A 16,461-nucleotide genomic window follows, 5' to 3' on the forward strand; every position below is an offset into this window, starting at 1 on the left:
AATTACGGAGTGAATGGAAAATGTCTAACGCAAGCCGCTGGCCATCAGCGCGGCATTCACGTGCCATGCATTGGGGTATCGCTGTCTCCCTGCTGTTGCACGCCGTCCTGCTGCAAATGTTTTTGCATCATGACGCCGCGCCGGTCACTGAGACCCGCAGCACGTCCGCGGATATGACGCTGTTTCTGTTGCCGGCGCCGCAGCCGCGGCTGGCGCTCGCACAGGTACAACGCCTGCAACCTGCCATGCCGCAGGCGGCGCAACGCAATTCCCGTCGACCCGCATCCGATAGCAGCAAGAAAAGCATGACGCTGCCCCTGCCGGCATCGCCCAACGTCAAGGAGACAATTCACGCGGAAATGCAAGAACAGCAGGCGCTGCCAGAGCCACGACCTCGCGTGGACCTGGACGCTGCAGTGAAAATGGCTGGAAAATTTGCCAGGGATCCAAACGGCATGCGCGACGACAGAGCGGTCGCCCAATTGAAAAATCATCCGCTGCAAGCGGACAATCCCGACAGCCGCCTGGCGCAAGACATACAGCGTAGTGCACGCGCCGATTGCCTGCAAAGCAAAAGCTCAACGGGGTTGCTGGCGCCGTTGTTCCTGGTCGCCGACGCCGTGCTGTCAAAAAAAGATGGGGGCTGCAAATGGTAATCTGAAAAACCGGCAATCAAAGCGCAGGCAAACCAGCCGGTCAGGCCTCGGCCAGCCGACTGCCCGGCTTCGCAACTCTTGTAATTCTTGTTTTACCAGCCGTGCTTTACCTGCTTCACGCGCCGATAACGCGACGCGCTTCCCGCTCAGCCAGTTCCAGCGCCGCCTGTTCGGTCTTTACCGGGCGACCGCAGCCTTTACCGATGATTTGCACAAAAACCTGATCGCCGCGCTGCGTCGATACCTGGATCACGCCTTTGAACATACCGCCCGGCGCTGGCGCAACCTGCGCTTCGACCGTCTTGTTTCCCTTGGTTTCTTTAAAAGCCATTTTGTTCTCCATGCTAATCGTGGCGTGATCTTAGCATGCATTGTCAGGCTAGCCGGCGCTGCATTCCAGCGCCGCTCGCTGGTCCCGTCGTGGACAGATCCGGGCTTCCGGCAGCCGCATATTTTTTCTACCGGATTTGCTGCGCAAACAACCCGCACATCTCATTTATCATCATAAAGATAAACCTTCCCTCAGCCAATTTGCTTGACATGACATCATTGCCAAGAAGAAAATAATTCATCTGGAACGGCTCAGACCAATGCGTGCGCCGCCATATCGCCCTGGCCGTGGGACATGCATCGTTGCCACAAACGAATTTGGGGGTATATCCATGATCCGCCTGGTGTTGTTGTTATTAGGGGTAGAGTATCTGCGCAAGCGCTGGCGCAGCATCCTCGTGATCGGACTGCTGTGGCTGATTGCCGGCCTGGTCGTGTTTGTCGATGCGCTCGACAATGCCGCGTACTTCCCCATCAATTTCTTTGCTTACCTGTTCCTGATCGAAGGACTGGCGACGCTGGCCGTGGCATGGACCGGCGTCGGCGGCCAGCGCATCCTGCGCTACGTGAAAGGCAGCGCCGTGGTGCTGGCGGCGATACTCATCTTCGCCGGCCATCACCATGGCAACTTCTTGCTGTCGATGATCTTCGGTACGCTGTTCCTGAGCGACGGGCTGATACAGTGCATTTCAGCCTATATGGTGCGCTATCGCCGCTGGCGCGTCGCCTTTTCCTGGGGCGTGGCCGAGATCCTGCTGGCGATCTTTTTTTACCAGCCCTACCCGACCCATTATGTCGGCACGCTGCCATATTGCCTGGGCCTGTTCCTGATTTTCGGCGGCGCCAACATGATTGCGCTGGCAGCGCGTGTGCGCCGCATGAGCGGCAATCCCGCCTTGTCGGAGTCGGCGCATCCGGCAGTGCAGCCGGATGAAGCCCTTGCTGCTGCCTTCACCCAAGTGGAATGGGAGGGACCGCCGGCAGACCATGAACAGGCGCTCACGGTGCACGTCTGGACGCCTACCGGTTCCGCCAAGTCGCCGACCCAGAATTATCCGATTGTCGACCGTTACATCGCGGCGGTCGATATCAACGGCGTGATCTCTACCGGGCATGCGGCATTGGAAACGCCGGAGGGGATTTACATCAGCCTGTACCCGGGGGTAGAGATCGACCGTTCGCCCGACGATTTCGGGCGCCTGCTGCGCGCCACCCGCGAGAACGATGTGCCGGGCGTATTCCAGCCGGATTATGCGACGGAATCGAAAGCATGGTGTCCATCCACCATCCAGGTGCGCATCCGCAATTACGATCCGCGCCGGCTGCAGTCTTTCTGGCTGCGCTATCGCAGCGACACCACCTACAACCTGACCCATCGCAATTGTTCCAGCACCGTAGCGCAAGCGCTGGAAGCCGCCATCGACGGCGCCGTCGGCCGCCTGTACGGCAAGCGCGCCGGCTGGAAGGTTTTCCTGCGGATTCTGGCAACGCCGGAGTTGTGGGTGGCCGCCCAGATCAGGAAACGTGCAGTGACGATGGCGTGGACGCCAGGGCTGACGCTGGACTATGCCCGGGCGATCAGCATGCTGGCCGATCCGCGCCCGTTCGCCTGGTGGAAGCTGGCAAGGGCTGCCGTGAACCGGATGGCGCATTTGCGGCGCGAATGGCGCGCGCAAGACCATGACGCCGTCGATGCTCGCTAAGCTGTCGCCGTTAAAAATCTGGATTCATCAGACTTTTCTATGAGTACAAAAATATTGACATGTAGGGTGGGCACGCTTTTGTGCCCACGCGGATAGCGCTACAGCGTGGGCACAACAGCGTGTCCACCCTACCTCTCATGCGCGATAGCGTTCCCTTTACCCACAGAGAAGTCTGAACAAGCAAAATCTGTAGCGGCTTCGAATTGATTAACGAGAGAAGACTCTTTCTCACTATGGGAAGGAAGGACGGCAAGCTGGCCACGGTCATGCTGCCGCGGCGAACAGCCAGCCGGACCAGCAATCGAGTCCATCGTTTCGCCTCTTTGTCGTCATCTCCCCTGTCACTTTCAGATATAACTGACAAGAAACAAGTCATTCGGCTAACTTTTTTTTTGTTTTGCTACACCTATACTTCATCACGTCGATTTGCTGGCCAGCAGGTCAAGCCTCCTACCCAGATTATCAAATATTCATCAATCTCTTTGTAAGGTTCTTCTTATTAGTTCGACTGACACCCGGATAGTTGCAAAAAAGGCATCTATTAATTTGATATATCCGCAGTTATTGCCCTTTAGATTCTTTAAGAAAGCCACTGTATGTTTCTAGATCAAAAAAATACCCTCCGCATTAAATCGCTGAGCGCAGTGATCGCACTGCTCTGCGTGAGCCAAGCTTACGCGGTTGGCAACGGCACTGTTGCTGCCGGCACCGGCGCGATCAACAGCAATGGCGCAAGCACGACGATCAATCAAACTTCCAACAAGCTGATCGTCAATTGGGACAACTTTAATATCGGCAAAGGCGAAAGCGTTCACTTCACCCAGCCCAACCAGAATGCCGCCGTCTTGAATCGGGTTACGGCAGGCGGCGCGACCAACATCCTCGGCAACCTGGATGCAAACGGCCGCGTTTTTGTAGTCAATCCGCAAGGCATCATCGTCGGCGCAGGCGCGCAAATCAATGCTTCCGGCGTCGTGCTGTCCGCCTTGAACATTTCCAATGACAGTTTCTTGAACGGTAAAAGCAGCACTGGACAAGAGTTATTGACGTTTACCGCCGTCGGCAACGGCGCACAAGTTCAAAATAACGGCACGATCACCGGCGGTGCGAATGGTGTGGCGTTAATTGCACCGCACGTTTCGAATCTGGCGGCTGGCAGCATCACAAGCAATGGCGGTGATATCAGTCTGGCTGCTGGCAACGCTGCCGAATTTACGACGACGACCAAGGGCAGCACCAGCAAAACAATAGCCACCTCCACCAGCGGCGCCGACCACGCTTCGGTCACTAATGCCGGTTCGATACAAGCCAATGGCGGCGGCGTCAGCGCCGATGTCACCAGCCTGAATGCAACGCTTGACACCGTCATCAATAATACTGGCAGCCTTGAAGCCCTTGCCGCAGCAAGCTCGCCCGGCAAAGACGCCTCGATCAATCTGCTGGCACGCAACGGCGGTGATATCCAGCTGGCTGGAGCACTGAATGCAGGCAATTCCGTCACTGCTGCCACTGACGGCAATATCACGCTCAGCAATACGGATATCACAGCTGGCGCCACGAATATCCAGACCAACATCGGCAAAGGCTCGAACAGCAATATCAATGTTATCGGCAACGTGAAGACCAGCGGCGATCTGTATGCGGATGATGGCAGCAATAGCGGTGGCGGCTACACCAATGCGGGCAGCTTCAACCAGCAAGGCAATCTGACTGTCGGCGGCGCGCTCAACGTTTCCTATAACAAGGTTGCCCAGGATGCAGGCAGCAACACCAGCGCCGGCGGCGCTGCGACTTTCACTACGCAAAATGGCGGCAGCTACAACAACATTACCTCGTCTAAGAGCATTACGCTCGCAGACAAGAAGTCCGATATCACCTCGAACGGGAAGCTGGATGCCCCGGCAGTGGATGCTCCGGTGAACACGCCTGTGGTTCCTGGCTTTCTGGATAGCTTTACCACTGCCTATATCTTGTATTTAGCTATCGAGAGAGAAACCGCGCTCCTGTTTCAACAATACCAGGCGCTTGGCACCGCCACTGGTCCAGACGGGAAATTGAATCCGGTTCTGCAGGCCCAGCAAGATAAATACAATGTGGCCCTTGAAGCAATGAAACCACTGTATGCCAGCCTGGATGACCAATATGGGACAAGCCAGGCCGATCTCATCAAGACAGGCATTTACAATCGCTGGACCGCCAGCACGCCGGTAGTGCAACCGCCGGCGCCAGTAGCGCCTGCCATCCCGCAAAGCGCCGTGGACAGCCTGATCGCCGCCTATACAGCCGCATATTCTGCCTCCAAGGAATATAACGATCTTTATGCGCAATACCAGGCTGACGGCAGCTTGTACATCAACGGCAAACTCAATCCTGCCCTATATCCATTGCAGGACAAGATTCAGGCCACCCAAGCGGCGCTTAATCCCCTCATCGTGAGTTTGCGTGCGCAATATGGGACTGATGTGGTGAATAAAATCGGCAACGATTTTACCCAGCAATGGAATGCCGCCGCTACGCCAACGCCTGTGACACCGCCGACACCTGTGACACCTGTGACACCGCCGACGCCAGTAGCTCCAGGAGTTCCGCCGGCTCCTGCCATTGCCGGTGTTCCGCAGAGCGCCGTGAATGATTTTTATGCAGCGGCCGTTCCCTACTATTCCGCGATAAAAGCCTATAACACTGCGCTTAACAAAGGGATGTCGCAGTATGACCCGGCTGCCAAAGCGCTATATGCGCAAATCGAGACAGCTGCCGCAACATTCAATTCCATGTCCGCCAGCTTTGGCGCCACGTACGGCAATCAAGCGACACAGAATGCAACGAACAAGTTCGGTCAACTGATATCAGGATGATTTTCAATGGACTAGCGGCTGCGCCATGTCGTGATGTCCTGTAGCTGACACCAGGCCAACCCACGCCACCAAGGCGTGGGTTTTTTACTCCAGGCATTTACGGGAAAAATTCACATAATCCTGTTTTTTACGAAGTATCAAAATGAAAACCCTTTTGAGCTTTATCGGCTGCATCACCTTAAACGCCAGCGCGTTCGCAATCGATTTGCCTAAAGCACCGGCAACCAACGCAGGTGCTTTGCTACAGCAGAACAAAGCCCTTATCGACGGCAACACGCAATTCATGCCACAAGCTGGAATGCCATTGCCGCTGCAGGATGACAAGGCAACACTGCAGCTCGAACACGCGGCCGAGCCGACGGCCGACACTATTTTTGTCAAGCGCTTTGAAATTGATCAGGATTTTCCCGCACCGGTAGCGAGCAAGATACAAGCTTTGTTCGCCAGCTACCAGGGCCGCAATTTAAGCATTGCAACTATCGACCAGGTACGGCATCAGCTCGACTTCATCCTGCGTACAGATGTCGATTTGCTGGTGTTTGTCGAATTGCCTCGGCAAAATATCAATCAGGGTATTATCCGTTTTAAGTATGTGCCGGCAAAAATACAGGCCGTACATATCGCCAACAGTTCGCCGATTTCTACCAAGGTACTGGAAAAATTCCTGCCGCCGCCAGGACGGACAGTCACCGTTGTCAACCTCGACATCGACGCTGCCCCGCGTCCATGGCAAGACATGACGAATAGCATCAAGCGCATCAATGACCTGCCAGGCGTCGCCAAAGTGATGCCGCAGCTGTCTCCAGGAACGGAACCCGGCACGACACAAGTCAACCTGGAAGTAACGCCGGCGCCGCGCGTACGTGCCGCCGTGTTGACGGATAATTCCGGGTCCACTTCATCCGGAAAAAATCGGGTAGGAGGACAAGTCATCGTCAATAGCCCACTGGGCCTGGGCGACCAACTGCAGGCAACCGCTTATTTTGCTCCCAGCGCCTTGCAAAACAAGGAAGGCCAGAACGGCCATACCGGTATTGGCCAGATATCCTATGAACTGCCGCTAGGATATCGAGGCGACCGTATTGGCGCCTCCTATGCCCGCGTCAACTATGCCGCCGGCGGCGCCCTGGCCGACCTCAGCGACGGCCTTGCTGAAACCGCCAGCCTGTATCTAACGCATCCTTTCCTGCAACGCCAGGATGCCAGCCTGACCCTGCGCGCCGCGCTCAATGACAAAAACCTGACCGACTCCTTATTTTCTCTGGCGCAAAAACGCCACGCGCAAACCGCGCAGTTGACACTGTCAGGCTCTCGTCAAGGCAGCCTGATGAATCTCCCAAATACACTGCAATTTTCTACCGACCTTAGCGCGGGCTCGCTCAAGATACGCGATCCCGGCCTGTTCGAGGAAGACTCCCTGGCACATGGCGGCTACATCAAATCCGCTTCCAGCCTGCAGCTTGGCCAGGCATTAAGTCCCACCATGCTGACGAGCCTGAAAATCAGCGGGCAGTTAAGCAATGCCTATCTCGATTCTTCTGAAAAAATGTCCTTGGGCGGAGCCGCCGGGGTGCGCGCTTACAACAACAACCTTGCCAGTGTCGATCAGGGTGTGGTGACATCGCTGGCGTTTACCAAGGTCTTACCTTCGATAGCGGGCTTGTCCGGCAGCGTGTTTTACGATATCGCCCGCGGCCAGATTGATAAAAGCGCGAAAAATGAAGATGGCAACCTCTTCACTGCCAGCGGTTATGGCGTCGGCGTATCCTGGCAATACAAAGAGCGCCTGTCTTTCGACGTCGCTTATAGTCGCCGCATAGGTTCGTCTGCAGGACAATTCTTGCCGGCCAGCGCCCAGACCTGGATCAATTCCGCTCTGATATTCTGATGAATTTAACCACTCAGAACGCATCGCCGGGCACGCGCACCTATCCTTCCAGATGACGCAAGACCATGACGCCGTCGACGCCCATTATTGATACTTTCTTAAATCATGGGCAATCGCTTGTCCCGTTTACGGAACTCTCTATAGGCCGCTAGCTGAACGACTTTCGCTTGCAAGTGCAAGCCTGGGAGATTCCTCCGCGCCATGGGATGCAAAAACCGCAGCCTGGCCACGGCCATACTGCCGCGGCGAGCAGCCCATGACGCGCTTGAAGGCTGTGCTGAAAGCGGCTTCGGATTCATAGCCGAGCGCCAGTGCAATGACAGCAACCGGATCGCCCGAATGCACCAGCTTGTCGCCCGCCACCAGCATCCGCCAGCGCGTCAGATATTCCATGGGCGACTTGCCCACTGTCTCTTTGAACTTCTGCGCAAAGGTCGAACGCGACATGCCGATGCGCTGCGCCAGTTCCTGCAATGTCCAGCGATATCCCGGTTCTTGGTGCATGGCGCTGATTGCCGCCCCCATCTGCTGGTCCGCCAGGGCGAACAGCCAGCCGACGCCGCCGTTCAGTCCTTCTGCCAGATGCAGCCGCAGGGCCTGGACCAGCATCATGTGGCCGATATGCTCCACGATCAGCTGGCTGCCGGGCTGCGGCTCGCGCAATTCCTTCGTCATCCGCTCGATAGACCAGCGCAGCGCGGCCTTGTCCGATTCTTTCTGCAAATGCACGATCGGCGGCAGCGCGCCCAGCAAGATGCCGGCGTGATTGCCGGCCAGAGCGAAGTGGCCGCCGACAATGAAGCAGACAGCGTCGGCGCTGAAGCTATCGATGCTGCCATTCTTTGCGGCGCGCAGCGCGAGGGCGTCAACCGGCGGCAAGCTGAGGTCGCTGGCAAGACAGAAGGAACGCCCGCGCGGCAGCAGGAAACAGTCGCCCGCCTGCAGCTGCACCGGATCGGCAACCCCATCCACCGCCAGCCAGCTCTGCCCGGAAACCACGGCGTAGCATTTGATGCCTTTCGGCTCGGGGAACTGGAGGCACAAGTCGCGGCCGATATCAAAACCGCCGCAGCCATAACTGTGCAGCTTCAGCAAGGACAGCACATCTGACAGCGGATCCATCACTCCTCCGGACGATTGCGAAAGTAATGCGGACTTTACAGCATAGCCAATCCCCATTCAATCACCTATCTTAAGCTCACCGGCTGCCAATGCGGCCGACCAACAAAGTGAAGGGAATTCGTCATGCGTGTTTTCGTAACCGGTGCTACCGGTTTTATCGGTTCTGCCGTTGTCCAGGACCTTATCAACGCCGGCCATCAGGTGCTGGGCCTGACCCGCTCCGATGCCGGCGCCGAGTCTCTTGCCGCCGCAGGGGCCCAGGTGCATCGAGGAGATCTGGAAGACCTGGAAAGCCTGCGCAGCGGCGCCGCGCTTGCGGATGGCGTGATCCACACAGCTTTTATCCACGACTTCTCGAAGTTCAAAGAGAACTGTGAAATCGACCGGCGCGCCATTGAAGCGCTGGGAGCCGCGCTCGGCAGCTCTGGCCGGCCCTTGATCGTTACCGCCGGCACCGGAGTATCGCCGTCAGGCCGCCTCAGGACCGAAGTAGATGCGGCAGCGCCCAGCACCGCCTTCCCGCGCGGCGCGTCGGACGAGGCAGCACAGGCGGCCGCTGCGCTGGGCGTGCGCGTCTCGGTGCTGCGCCTGCCGCAGGTGCATGACCGCGACCGCCAAGGCCTGGTCACCTACGCCATCGCCCATGCGCGCGAAAAAGGAATCTCAGCCTATGTCGGCGAGGGACTAAACCGCTGGCCCGCCGTGCACCGCCTTGATGCAGCTCCTCTCTACCGGCTGGCGCTTGAGAAGGGATCTGCCGGGGCGAACTATCATGCTGTCGCAGAACAAGGCGTACCGTTTCGAGAAATCGCGGAAGCCATCGGCCGCGGCTTGAAGATACCGGTCGTCGCAATCTCCCCTGAAGAAGCGGCCGCGCATTTTGGCTGGCTCGGCTTTTTCGCCACAATGGACGCCCCCGCTTCAAGCACGCTGACGCAGCAGCGGCTGGGATGGCATCCGATGCAAAAGCCCGGGCTGATTGCCGACCTCGATCAGGCCAGTGCTTTTAAAGACTGAGCCAACTCGGGCCTGCTCATCCCTGCTTCTTGAACGCCAGCTGCGCGAAACGTTCGCCGATGCGCCGATGCGTTGCCGCATCCGGATGCAAATTATCGGGCAGAGGCAATTCCTGCGCGTCCGCCGCGCCATACAGCGCGCGGCCGTCAACATAGGACAGATTGAGCTAAATGGGGTCGGAGTCGGAGCTAAATGGGGTCGGAGTCGAATTATTGATCCTTAAAAATTCGACTCCGACCCCAATTAATGTAAAAGCAACGGTCTTGCTGGTTTACCTGGCAGGGATAAGCAGGCTCTCAGAATGCATCGCCCGGCACGCGTACCCAGCCTTCCATCAGGACCCGCGCGCTGCGGCTCATGATGGCTTTGCTTACGCGCCATTCGCCGTCGGCCTGGCTGGCTTGTGCGCCTACCCGCAAGGTGCCTGACGGGTGGCCGAAGCGTACGGCGTCGCGGGGGCCGCCGCCGGCGGCCAGGTTCACCAGGGTGCCCGGTATCGCCGCGGCGGTGCCGATGGCGACGGCCGCGGTGCCCATCATGGCGTGGTGCAGCTTGCCCATCGACAGCGCCCGTACCAGCAGGTCGATGTCGGCGGCGGCGACTTGTTTGCCGCTGGACGATACGTAGGCGGCCGGCTTGGCGACGAAGGCCACTTTCGGCGTGTGCTGGCGCTTGGCGGCTTCATCGAGTTGCTTGATGAGCCCCATGCGCAGCGCTCCGTGTGCGCGTATGGCTTCGAATTTTTCCAGCGCTGCGGGGTCGCCGTTGATGGCGTCCTGCAGCTCAGTGCCGTTGTAGCCGAGCGCTTCCGCGTTGACGAAAATGGTCGGGATGCCGGCATTGATCATGGTGACCTTGAGGGTGCCGATGCCGGGGACTTCCAGGTCGTCGACCAGGTTCCCGGTCGGGAACATGGATCCGCCTGCACCCTCTTCGTCGGCGGCCGGATCCATGAATTCCAGCTGCACTTCAGCTGCAGGGAAAGTGACGCCATCGAGCTCGAAGTCGCCGGTTTCCTGCACCGCGCCGTTGGTGATGGGCACATGGGCGATGATGGTCTTGCCGATGTTGGCCTGCCAGATGCGCACCGTCATCACGCCGTCTTGCGGAATGCGGCCGGCATCTACCAGGCCGCTGGCGATGGCGAAGGAACCGACCGCGGCGGACAGGTTGCCGCAGTTGCCGCTCCAGTCGACAAACGCCTTGTCGATGGCGACCTGGCCGAACAGATAATCGACATCGTGGCCGGGCTTGCTGCTCTTAGCCAGGATCACCGTCTTGCTGGTGCTGGAGGTGGCGCCGCCCATGCCGTCGATCTGCTTGCCGTAGGGGTCCGGGCTGCCGATCACGCGCAGCAGCAGCGCATCGCGCGCGGCGCCGGGCGCCTGCGCTGCCGCCGGCAAGTCTTGCAGGCGGAAAAACACGCCTTTGCTGGTGCCGCCGCGCATGTAGGTGGCAGCGATCTTGATCTGGGGTACGTGGGTCATATCATGCTTTCCTGTTGAGAGTTCCATCATTCATGACATAGTCGCAGAAATGGTCGGAGTCATCTTGGGTCGGAGTCATCTGGGGTCAGAGTCGACTTTCGCGGGGCTTTATCGCGAAACTCGACTCTGACCCCACATGACGGATTCGGAGAAAGAAAAAGCGCATTCAAGGTTTTTTTCTAACGACACGGTATGTACTCCGTAGGCCGCTAAGTGGGGTCAGAGTGAAGTTTCTGCAAAAAGCGCGCAGAAAATTCACTCTGACCCCAGTTAGCTGCGTGTGCGAAGCGCGACGAAAATCAGGTTACTATTTTGATCGACCGGTGCCTTGTCAGGCAGCCGCCGACGATTCGAGGAAGTCCTGAGCGAAACGCTGCAGCACACCACCCGCTTCGTAGATCGAGACTTCTTCCGCGGTGTCGAGGCGGCAGGTGACTGGCACTTCGAGCCGCTCGCCGTTCTTGCGGTTGATGACCAGCGTCAGCGTCGTACGTGGAGTGCGTTCACCAATCACGTCGAAGGTTTCGGTACCGTCGATGCGCAAGGTATTGCGGTTAACGCCAGGCTTGAACTCCAGCGGCAGCACGCCCATGCCGACCAGGTTGGTGCGGTGGATGCGCTCAAAGCCTTCCGCCGCGATCGCTTCCACCCCCGCCAGGCGCACGCCTTTGGCGGCCCAGTCGCGCGACGAACCCTGGCCGTAGTCGGCGCCGGCGATCACGATCAGCGGCTGCTTGCGTTCCATGTAGATCTCGATGGCTTCCCACATGCGGGTGACCTTGCCTTCCGGTTCCACACGCGTCAGCGAGCCGGCTTTGACCTTGCCGCTCATTTCGCCACTCATCTCATCCTTCTCTCGCACCATTTCATTCTTCAGTGTGGGATTGGCAAAGGTAGCGCGCTGAGCGGTCAGATGATCGCCGCGATGGGTGGCGTAAGAATTGAAATCTTCCTCCGGCAAGCCCATCTTGGCCAGGTATTCGCCGGCGGCGCTGTCGAGCATGATGGCGTTCGATGGCGACAGGTGGTCGGTGGTGATGTTGTCTCCCAACACCGCCAGCGGCCGCATCCCTGTCATCGTGCGGGCGCCGGCCAGCGCGCCTTCCCAGTAGGGCGGGCGGCGGATGTAGGTGGTCTGCGGACGCCAGTCGTACAGCGGGCTGACCTTCTCGCCGTTATCGGCGACCACGGCGAACATCGGTTCGTAGACCTTGCGGAACAGCTCCGGTTTGACGCTGGCGGCGACGATGGCGTCGATTTCTTCATCGGACGGCCAGATGTCTTTCAGGGTCACGGAATGACCGTCGGCGTCGATGCCGAGAATGTCTTTCTCGATGTCGAAACGGATGGTGCCGGCAATCGCGTAAGCCACCACCAGAGGCGGCGAAGCCAGGAAAGCCTGCTTGGCGTAAGGATGGATGCGGCCGTCGAAGTTGCGGTTGCCGGAGAGGACCGCGGTAGCGTACAGATCGCGCTCCACTACTTCTTTCTGGATGACCGGATCGAGCGCGCCGCTCATGCCGTTGCAGGTGGTGCAGGCAAAGGCGACCACGCCGAAGCCCAGGGTCTCCAGTTCCGGCAGCAGTCCGGCCGCTTCCAGATACAAGGCGACCGTCTTCGAGCCCGGCGCCAGCGAGCTCTTGACCCATGGCTTGCGGCTCAGGCCGCGCGCATTGGCGTTGCGCGCCAGCAGGCCGGCAGCGATCATGTTGCGCGGGTTGTTGGTGTTGGTGCAGCTGGTGATGGCGGCGATGATCACGGCGCCGTCCGGCATCAAACCAGGCTCATTCTCTACCTTGCCGCTGATGCCGCGTGCCGCCAGTTCCGAAGTCGGCACGCGGCTGTGCGGATTGGATGGTCCGGCGATATTGCGCACCACCGACGACAGGTCGAAACTGAGGACGCGTTCGTACTCGGCGTTGCGCAGGCTGTCGGCCCACAGGCCGGCTTGCTTGGCATAGGTTTCCACCAGCACGACTTGCGCTTCCTCGCGGCCGGTGAGCCGGAGGTATTTGATGGTCTGCTCATCGATGTAGAACATCGCGGCGGTGGAGCCGAACTCCGGCGCCATGTTGGAAATGGTGGCGCGGTCGCCCAGCGTCAGATGCGAGGCGCCCTCGCCGTAGAATTCGAGATAGGACGACACCACCTTTTGCGCGCGCAGGAACTCGGTCAGCGCCAGCACGATGTCGGTGGCGGTGATGCCCGGCCGCGGCTTGCCGCTCAGCTCGACGCCGATGATGTCTGGCAGCCGCATCCAGGAGGCGCGGCCCAGCATCACGCTTTCCGCTTCCAGGCCGCCGACGCCGATGGCGAGCACGCCCAGCGCGTCGACCATCGGCGTGTGGCTGTCGGTGCCGACCAGGGTATCGGGGAAGGCGACGCCGTCTTTCACCTGGATCACCGGCGACATGCGCTCAAGGTTGATCTGGTGCAGGATGCCGTTGCCAGGCGGGATCACGTCGACGTTCTTGAATGCCTTCTTGGTCCAGTTGATGAAATCGAAGCGGTCTTCGTTGCGGCGGTCTTCGATGGCGCGATTCTTGTCGAAGGCGTCGGCGTCGAAGCCGCCGCACTCGACCGCCAGCGAGTGATCCACCACCAGCTGGGTCGGCACCACAGGGTTGACCAGCGCCGGGTCGCCGCCCTGCAGGGCAATGGCGTCGCGCAGGCCGGCCAGGTCGACCAGCGCGGTCTGGCCGAGGATGTCATGGCACACCACGCGCGCCGGGAACCACGGGAAATCGAGGTCGCGCTTGCGCTCGATGAATTGCTTGAGCGATGCGTTCAAGGTCGCCGGCTCGCAGCGGCGCACCAGGTTCTCGGCCAGCACGCGCGAAGTGTACGGCAGCTTGTCGTAGGCGCCGGGCGCGATGGCGTCGACCGCGGCGCGCGTATCGAAAAAATCCAGCTTGGTGCCGGGCAGAGGTTTACGGTTTGCAGTATTCATGGCTCAGTCGGGAAAGTAGGTTTATGTTTAGGCGACCCCGCCTCGTCGGCCACGGCTACGCGCCCCAGGTCATTCCCGCGAACGCGGGAATCCAAATTGCGTGCAATGGCAGGAAAAATGGATCCCCGCGTTCGCGGGGATGACGTGGCCGACGAGGCGGGGTCGCCTAGACGGTTTTTTTTACGCTAGCGTTTGCCGATCGGAACAAATTCCAGGTTGTCCGGGCCGACATAATTGGCCGACGGCCGGATGATCTTGTTGTCGATGCGCTGCTCAATGATGTGCGCGGCCCAGCCGGAAGTGCGGGAAATCACGAACAGCGGCGTAAACATCGCCGTCGGCACACCCATCATGTGATAAGACACGGCGGAGAACCAGTCGAGGTTGGGGAACATTTTCTTGACTTCCCACATCACGCTTTCCAGCCGCTCGGCGATATCGAACATCGCGGTCGAGCCGGCTTCCACCGACAATTTGCGCGCCACTTCCTTGATCACCTTGTTGCGCGGATCGGAGACGGTATACACCGGATGGCCGAAACCGATCACCACTTCCTTGTTGGCGACCCGGTTGCGGATGTCGGCTTCCGCCTCGTCCGGATTGTCATAGCGCTTCTGGATTTCAAACGCAGCTTCATTGGCGCCGCCGTGTTTCGGACCGCGCAAGGCGCCGATGGCGCCAGTGATGGCGGAGTGGAAATCGGAGCCGGTGCCGGCGATCACCCGGCTGGTAAAGGTGGAGGCATTGAATTCATGCTCGGCGTACAGGATCAGCGAGACGTGCATCGCTTTTTCCCACGAAGCGGACGGCTTGACGCCGTGCAGCAGGTGCAGGAAATGACCGCCGATGGAATCGTCGTCGGTTTCGACTTCGATGCGCTTGCCGTTGTGGCTGAAGTGATACCAGTACAGCAGCATGGAACCGAACGAAGCCATCAGGCGATCGGCGATGTCGCGCGCGCCGGGCGCGTTGTGGTCGTCTTTCTCCGGCAAGGCGCAGCCGAGCACCGAGACGCCGGTGCGCATCACGTCCATCGGGTGCGAGGCGGCAGGCAAGGCTTCCAGCGCGGCCTTGACGCTGGCCGGCAAGCCGCGCAGGGCTTTCAGCTTGCTCTTGTAGCCCTTCAGTTCGGCGCTGTTCGGCAGCTTGCCGTGCACCAGCAGGTAAGCGATTTCCTCGAATTCGCAAGTGTCGGCGATATCCAGGATGTCGTAGCCGCGGTAATGCAGGTCGTTGCCGGTTTTACCGACGGAACACAGGGCCGTGTTGCCTGCCGCGACGCCGGACAGGGCGACGGATTTCTTCGGTTTGAAAGCGGTGGTTTGTTCGTTTGCTGGATTTGCTGTTGCTTCGCTCATTGCCTGATCTCCTGACGGAAAAGAATCGTTGTAATGGATGGTCTTATTTCTTCTGGGCCGCGAACAAGGCGTCCAGGTGCCGTTCGAAATCGTGATAGTTGATGCGCTCGTACAGTTCCATGCGGGTCTGCATGGTGTCGACCACATTCTTTTGCGTGCCGTCGCGGCGGATCGCGGCATACACGTTTTCCGCCGCCTTGTTCATGGCGCGGAAAGCCGACAGCGGATACAGCACCAGGCCAACATCGGCCGACTTCAACTCTTCCACCGTGAATAGCGGCGTCGAGCCGAATTCAGTGATGTTGGCCAGCACCGGCACTTTGACCGCGGCGGCGAAAGTCTGGTACATGCCCAGTTCGGTGATAGCTTCCGGAAAAATCATGTCGGCGCCGGCTTCGACGCAGGCGATTGCGCGTTCCAGCGCCGATTCCAGCCCCTCGACCGCGAGCGCGTCGGTGCGCGCCATGATCACGAAATTGTCGTCGGTGCGGGCATCGACCGCGGCTTTGATGCGGTCGACCATTTCCTGCTTGCTGACGATTTCCTTGTTGGGACGATGGCCGCAGCGCTTGGCGCCGACCTGGTCTTCGATGTGGATCGCAGCGGCGCCGAACTTGATCATGGACTTGACGGTGCGCGCCACGTTGAAGGCGCTGGCGCCGAAACCGGTGTCGACGTCGACCAGCAAAGGCAGGTCGCAGACATCGGTGATGCGGCGCACGTCGGTCAGCACATCGTCCAGGTTGGAGATGCCGAGGTCGGGCAAGCCGAGCGAACCGGCGGCGACGCCGCCGCCGGACAGGTAGATCGCCTTGAAGCCGGCACGCTTGGCCAGCAAGGCGTGGTTGGCGTTGATGGCGCCGATCACCTGCAGCGGCGATTCTTCCTGCACCGCCTTGCGGAAAGCCGCGCCTGCGGAATATGAACTCATGTCTTCTCCTGAAAAAAATTGCACCCTACGGGTAGTAATGCCGATTTGCGAAAACTTGTAGGGTGGGCACTTGCGCCCACGCGGAACCTCGATCATTCGAGGAAGGAGTTCAGCGTGGACAGCAAATCTGCCCACCCTGCGTCTGTTTCATACAGATAGCTGCA

11 protein-coding genes are annotated in these 16,461 nt (G+C 59.3%); 5 read left to right on the forward strand and 6 right to left on the reverse strand.

Annotation, left to right across the window (positions count from 1 at the left end; translation table 11 throughout):
- Positions 1-245 precede the first annotated feature (245 nt).
- Positions 246-656: a hypothetical protein gene (locus tag VNZ65_RS11815; protein WP_325669169.1), complete on the forward strand. Its 411-nt coding sequence runs from the start codon at positions 246-248 to the stop codon at positions 654-656.
- A gap of 115 nt (positions 657-771) precedes the next feature.
- On the opposite strand, the gene VNZ65_RS11820 is transcribed toward VNZ65_RS11815, so the two are convergent.
- Positions 772-999, reverse strand: a complete 228-nt coding sequence (locus VNZ65_RS11820) for a hypothetical protein (RefSeq protein ID WP_325669171.1) — start codon at positions 997-999, stop codon at positions 772-774.
- Positions 1,000-1,318: 319 nt separating this feature from the next.
- On the opposite strand from VNZ65_RS11820, the gene VNZ65_RS11825 reads away from it, so the two are divergent.
- The 3 genes from VNZ65_RS11825 (at position 1,319) to VNZ65_RS11835 (ending at position 7,432) form a co-directional block, all read left to right on the forward strand.
- Positions 1,319-2,689 (forward strand): DUF308 domain-containing protein, encoded by a 1,371-nt coding sequence (locus VNZ65_RS11825; RefSeq protein WP_325669173.1) that lies wholly within the window; start codon positions 1,319-1,321, stop codon positions 2,687-2,689.
- A gap of 596 nt (positions 2,690-3,285) precedes the next feature.
- Complete coding sequence (locus tag VNZ65_RS11830; protein ID WP_325669175.1) at positions 3,286-5,544, forward strand: filamentous hemagglutinin N-terminal domain-containing protein; 2,259 nt, start codon at positions 3,286-3,288, stop codon at positions 5,542-5,544.
- Between the two features lie 142 nt (positions 5,545-5,686).
- Positions 5,687-7,432, forward strand: coding sequence for a ShlB/FhaC/HecB family hemolysin secretion/activation protein (locus tag VNZ65_RS11835; protein WP_325669177.1), 1,746 nt, complete (start codon positions 5,687-5,689; stop codon positions 7,430-7,432).
- A gap of 138 nt (positions 7,433-7,570) precedes the next feature.
- Here VNZ65_RS11835 and VNZ65_RS11840 read toward each other — a convergent pair whose 3' ends face one another.
- Positions 7,571-8,554 (reverse strand): AraC family transcriptional regulator, encoded by a 984-nt coding sequence (locus tag VNZ65_RS11840; protein ID WP_325669179.1) that lies wholly within the window; start codon positions 8,552-8,554, stop codon positions 7,571-7,573.
- A gap of 123 nt (positions 8,555-8,677) precedes the next feature.
- Here VNZ65_RS11840 and VNZ65_RS11845 point away from each other — a divergent pair, with 123 nt between their 5' ends.
- Positions 8,678-9,571, forward strand: a complete 894-nt coding sequence (locus tag VNZ65_RS11845) for an SDR family oxidoreductase (protein WP_325669181.1) — start codon at positions 8,678-8,680, stop codon at positions 9,569-9,571.
- A 296-nt stretch (positions 9,572-9,867) separates the two neighbouring features.
- On the opposite strand, the gene prpF is transcribed toward VNZ65_RS11845, so the two are convergent.
- The 4 genes from prpF to prpB all read right to left on the reverse strand — a co-directional run bounded on the left by prpF (position 9,868) and on the right by prpB (position 16,297).
- A complete protein-coding gene (gene prpF / locus VNZ65_RS11850; protein WP_325669183.1) occupies positions 9,868-11,058 on the reverse strand; it encodes a 2-methylaconitate cis-trans isomerase PrpF in 1,191 nt (396 codons plus the stop codon).
- 331 nt (positions 11,059-11,389) lie between these two features.
- The gene (gene acnD / locus VNZ65_RS11855) at positions 11,390-14,008 is read right to left on the reverse strand and encodes a Fe/S-dependent 2-methylisocitrate dehydratase AcnD (RefSeq protein ID WP_325669185.1); all 2,619 of its coding nucleotides are present in this window, start codon (positions 14,006-14,008) and stop codon (positions 11,390-11,392) included.
- 185 nt (positions 14,009-14,193) lie between these two features.
- A complete protein-coding gene (gene prpC / locus VNZ65_RS11860) occupies positions 14,194-15,366 on the reverse strand; it encodes a bifunctional 2-methylcitrate synthase/citrate synthase (protein ID WP_325669187.1) in 1,173 nt (390 codons plus the stop codon).
- A gap of 43 nt (positions 15,367-15,409) precedes the next feature.
- Entirely contained in the window at positions 15,410-16,297 is an 888-nt protein-coding gene (gene prpB, locus VNZ65_RS11865; protein ID WP_061942892.1) for a methylisocitrate lyase, read from the reverse strand.
- Positions 16,298-16,461 lie beyond the last annotated feature (164 nt).

The sequence above is a fragment of the Collimonas sp. genome, assembly GCF_035566555.1.
GTDB lineage: Bacteria > Pseudomonadota > Gammaproteobacteria > Burkholderiales > Burkholderiaceae_D > Collimonas.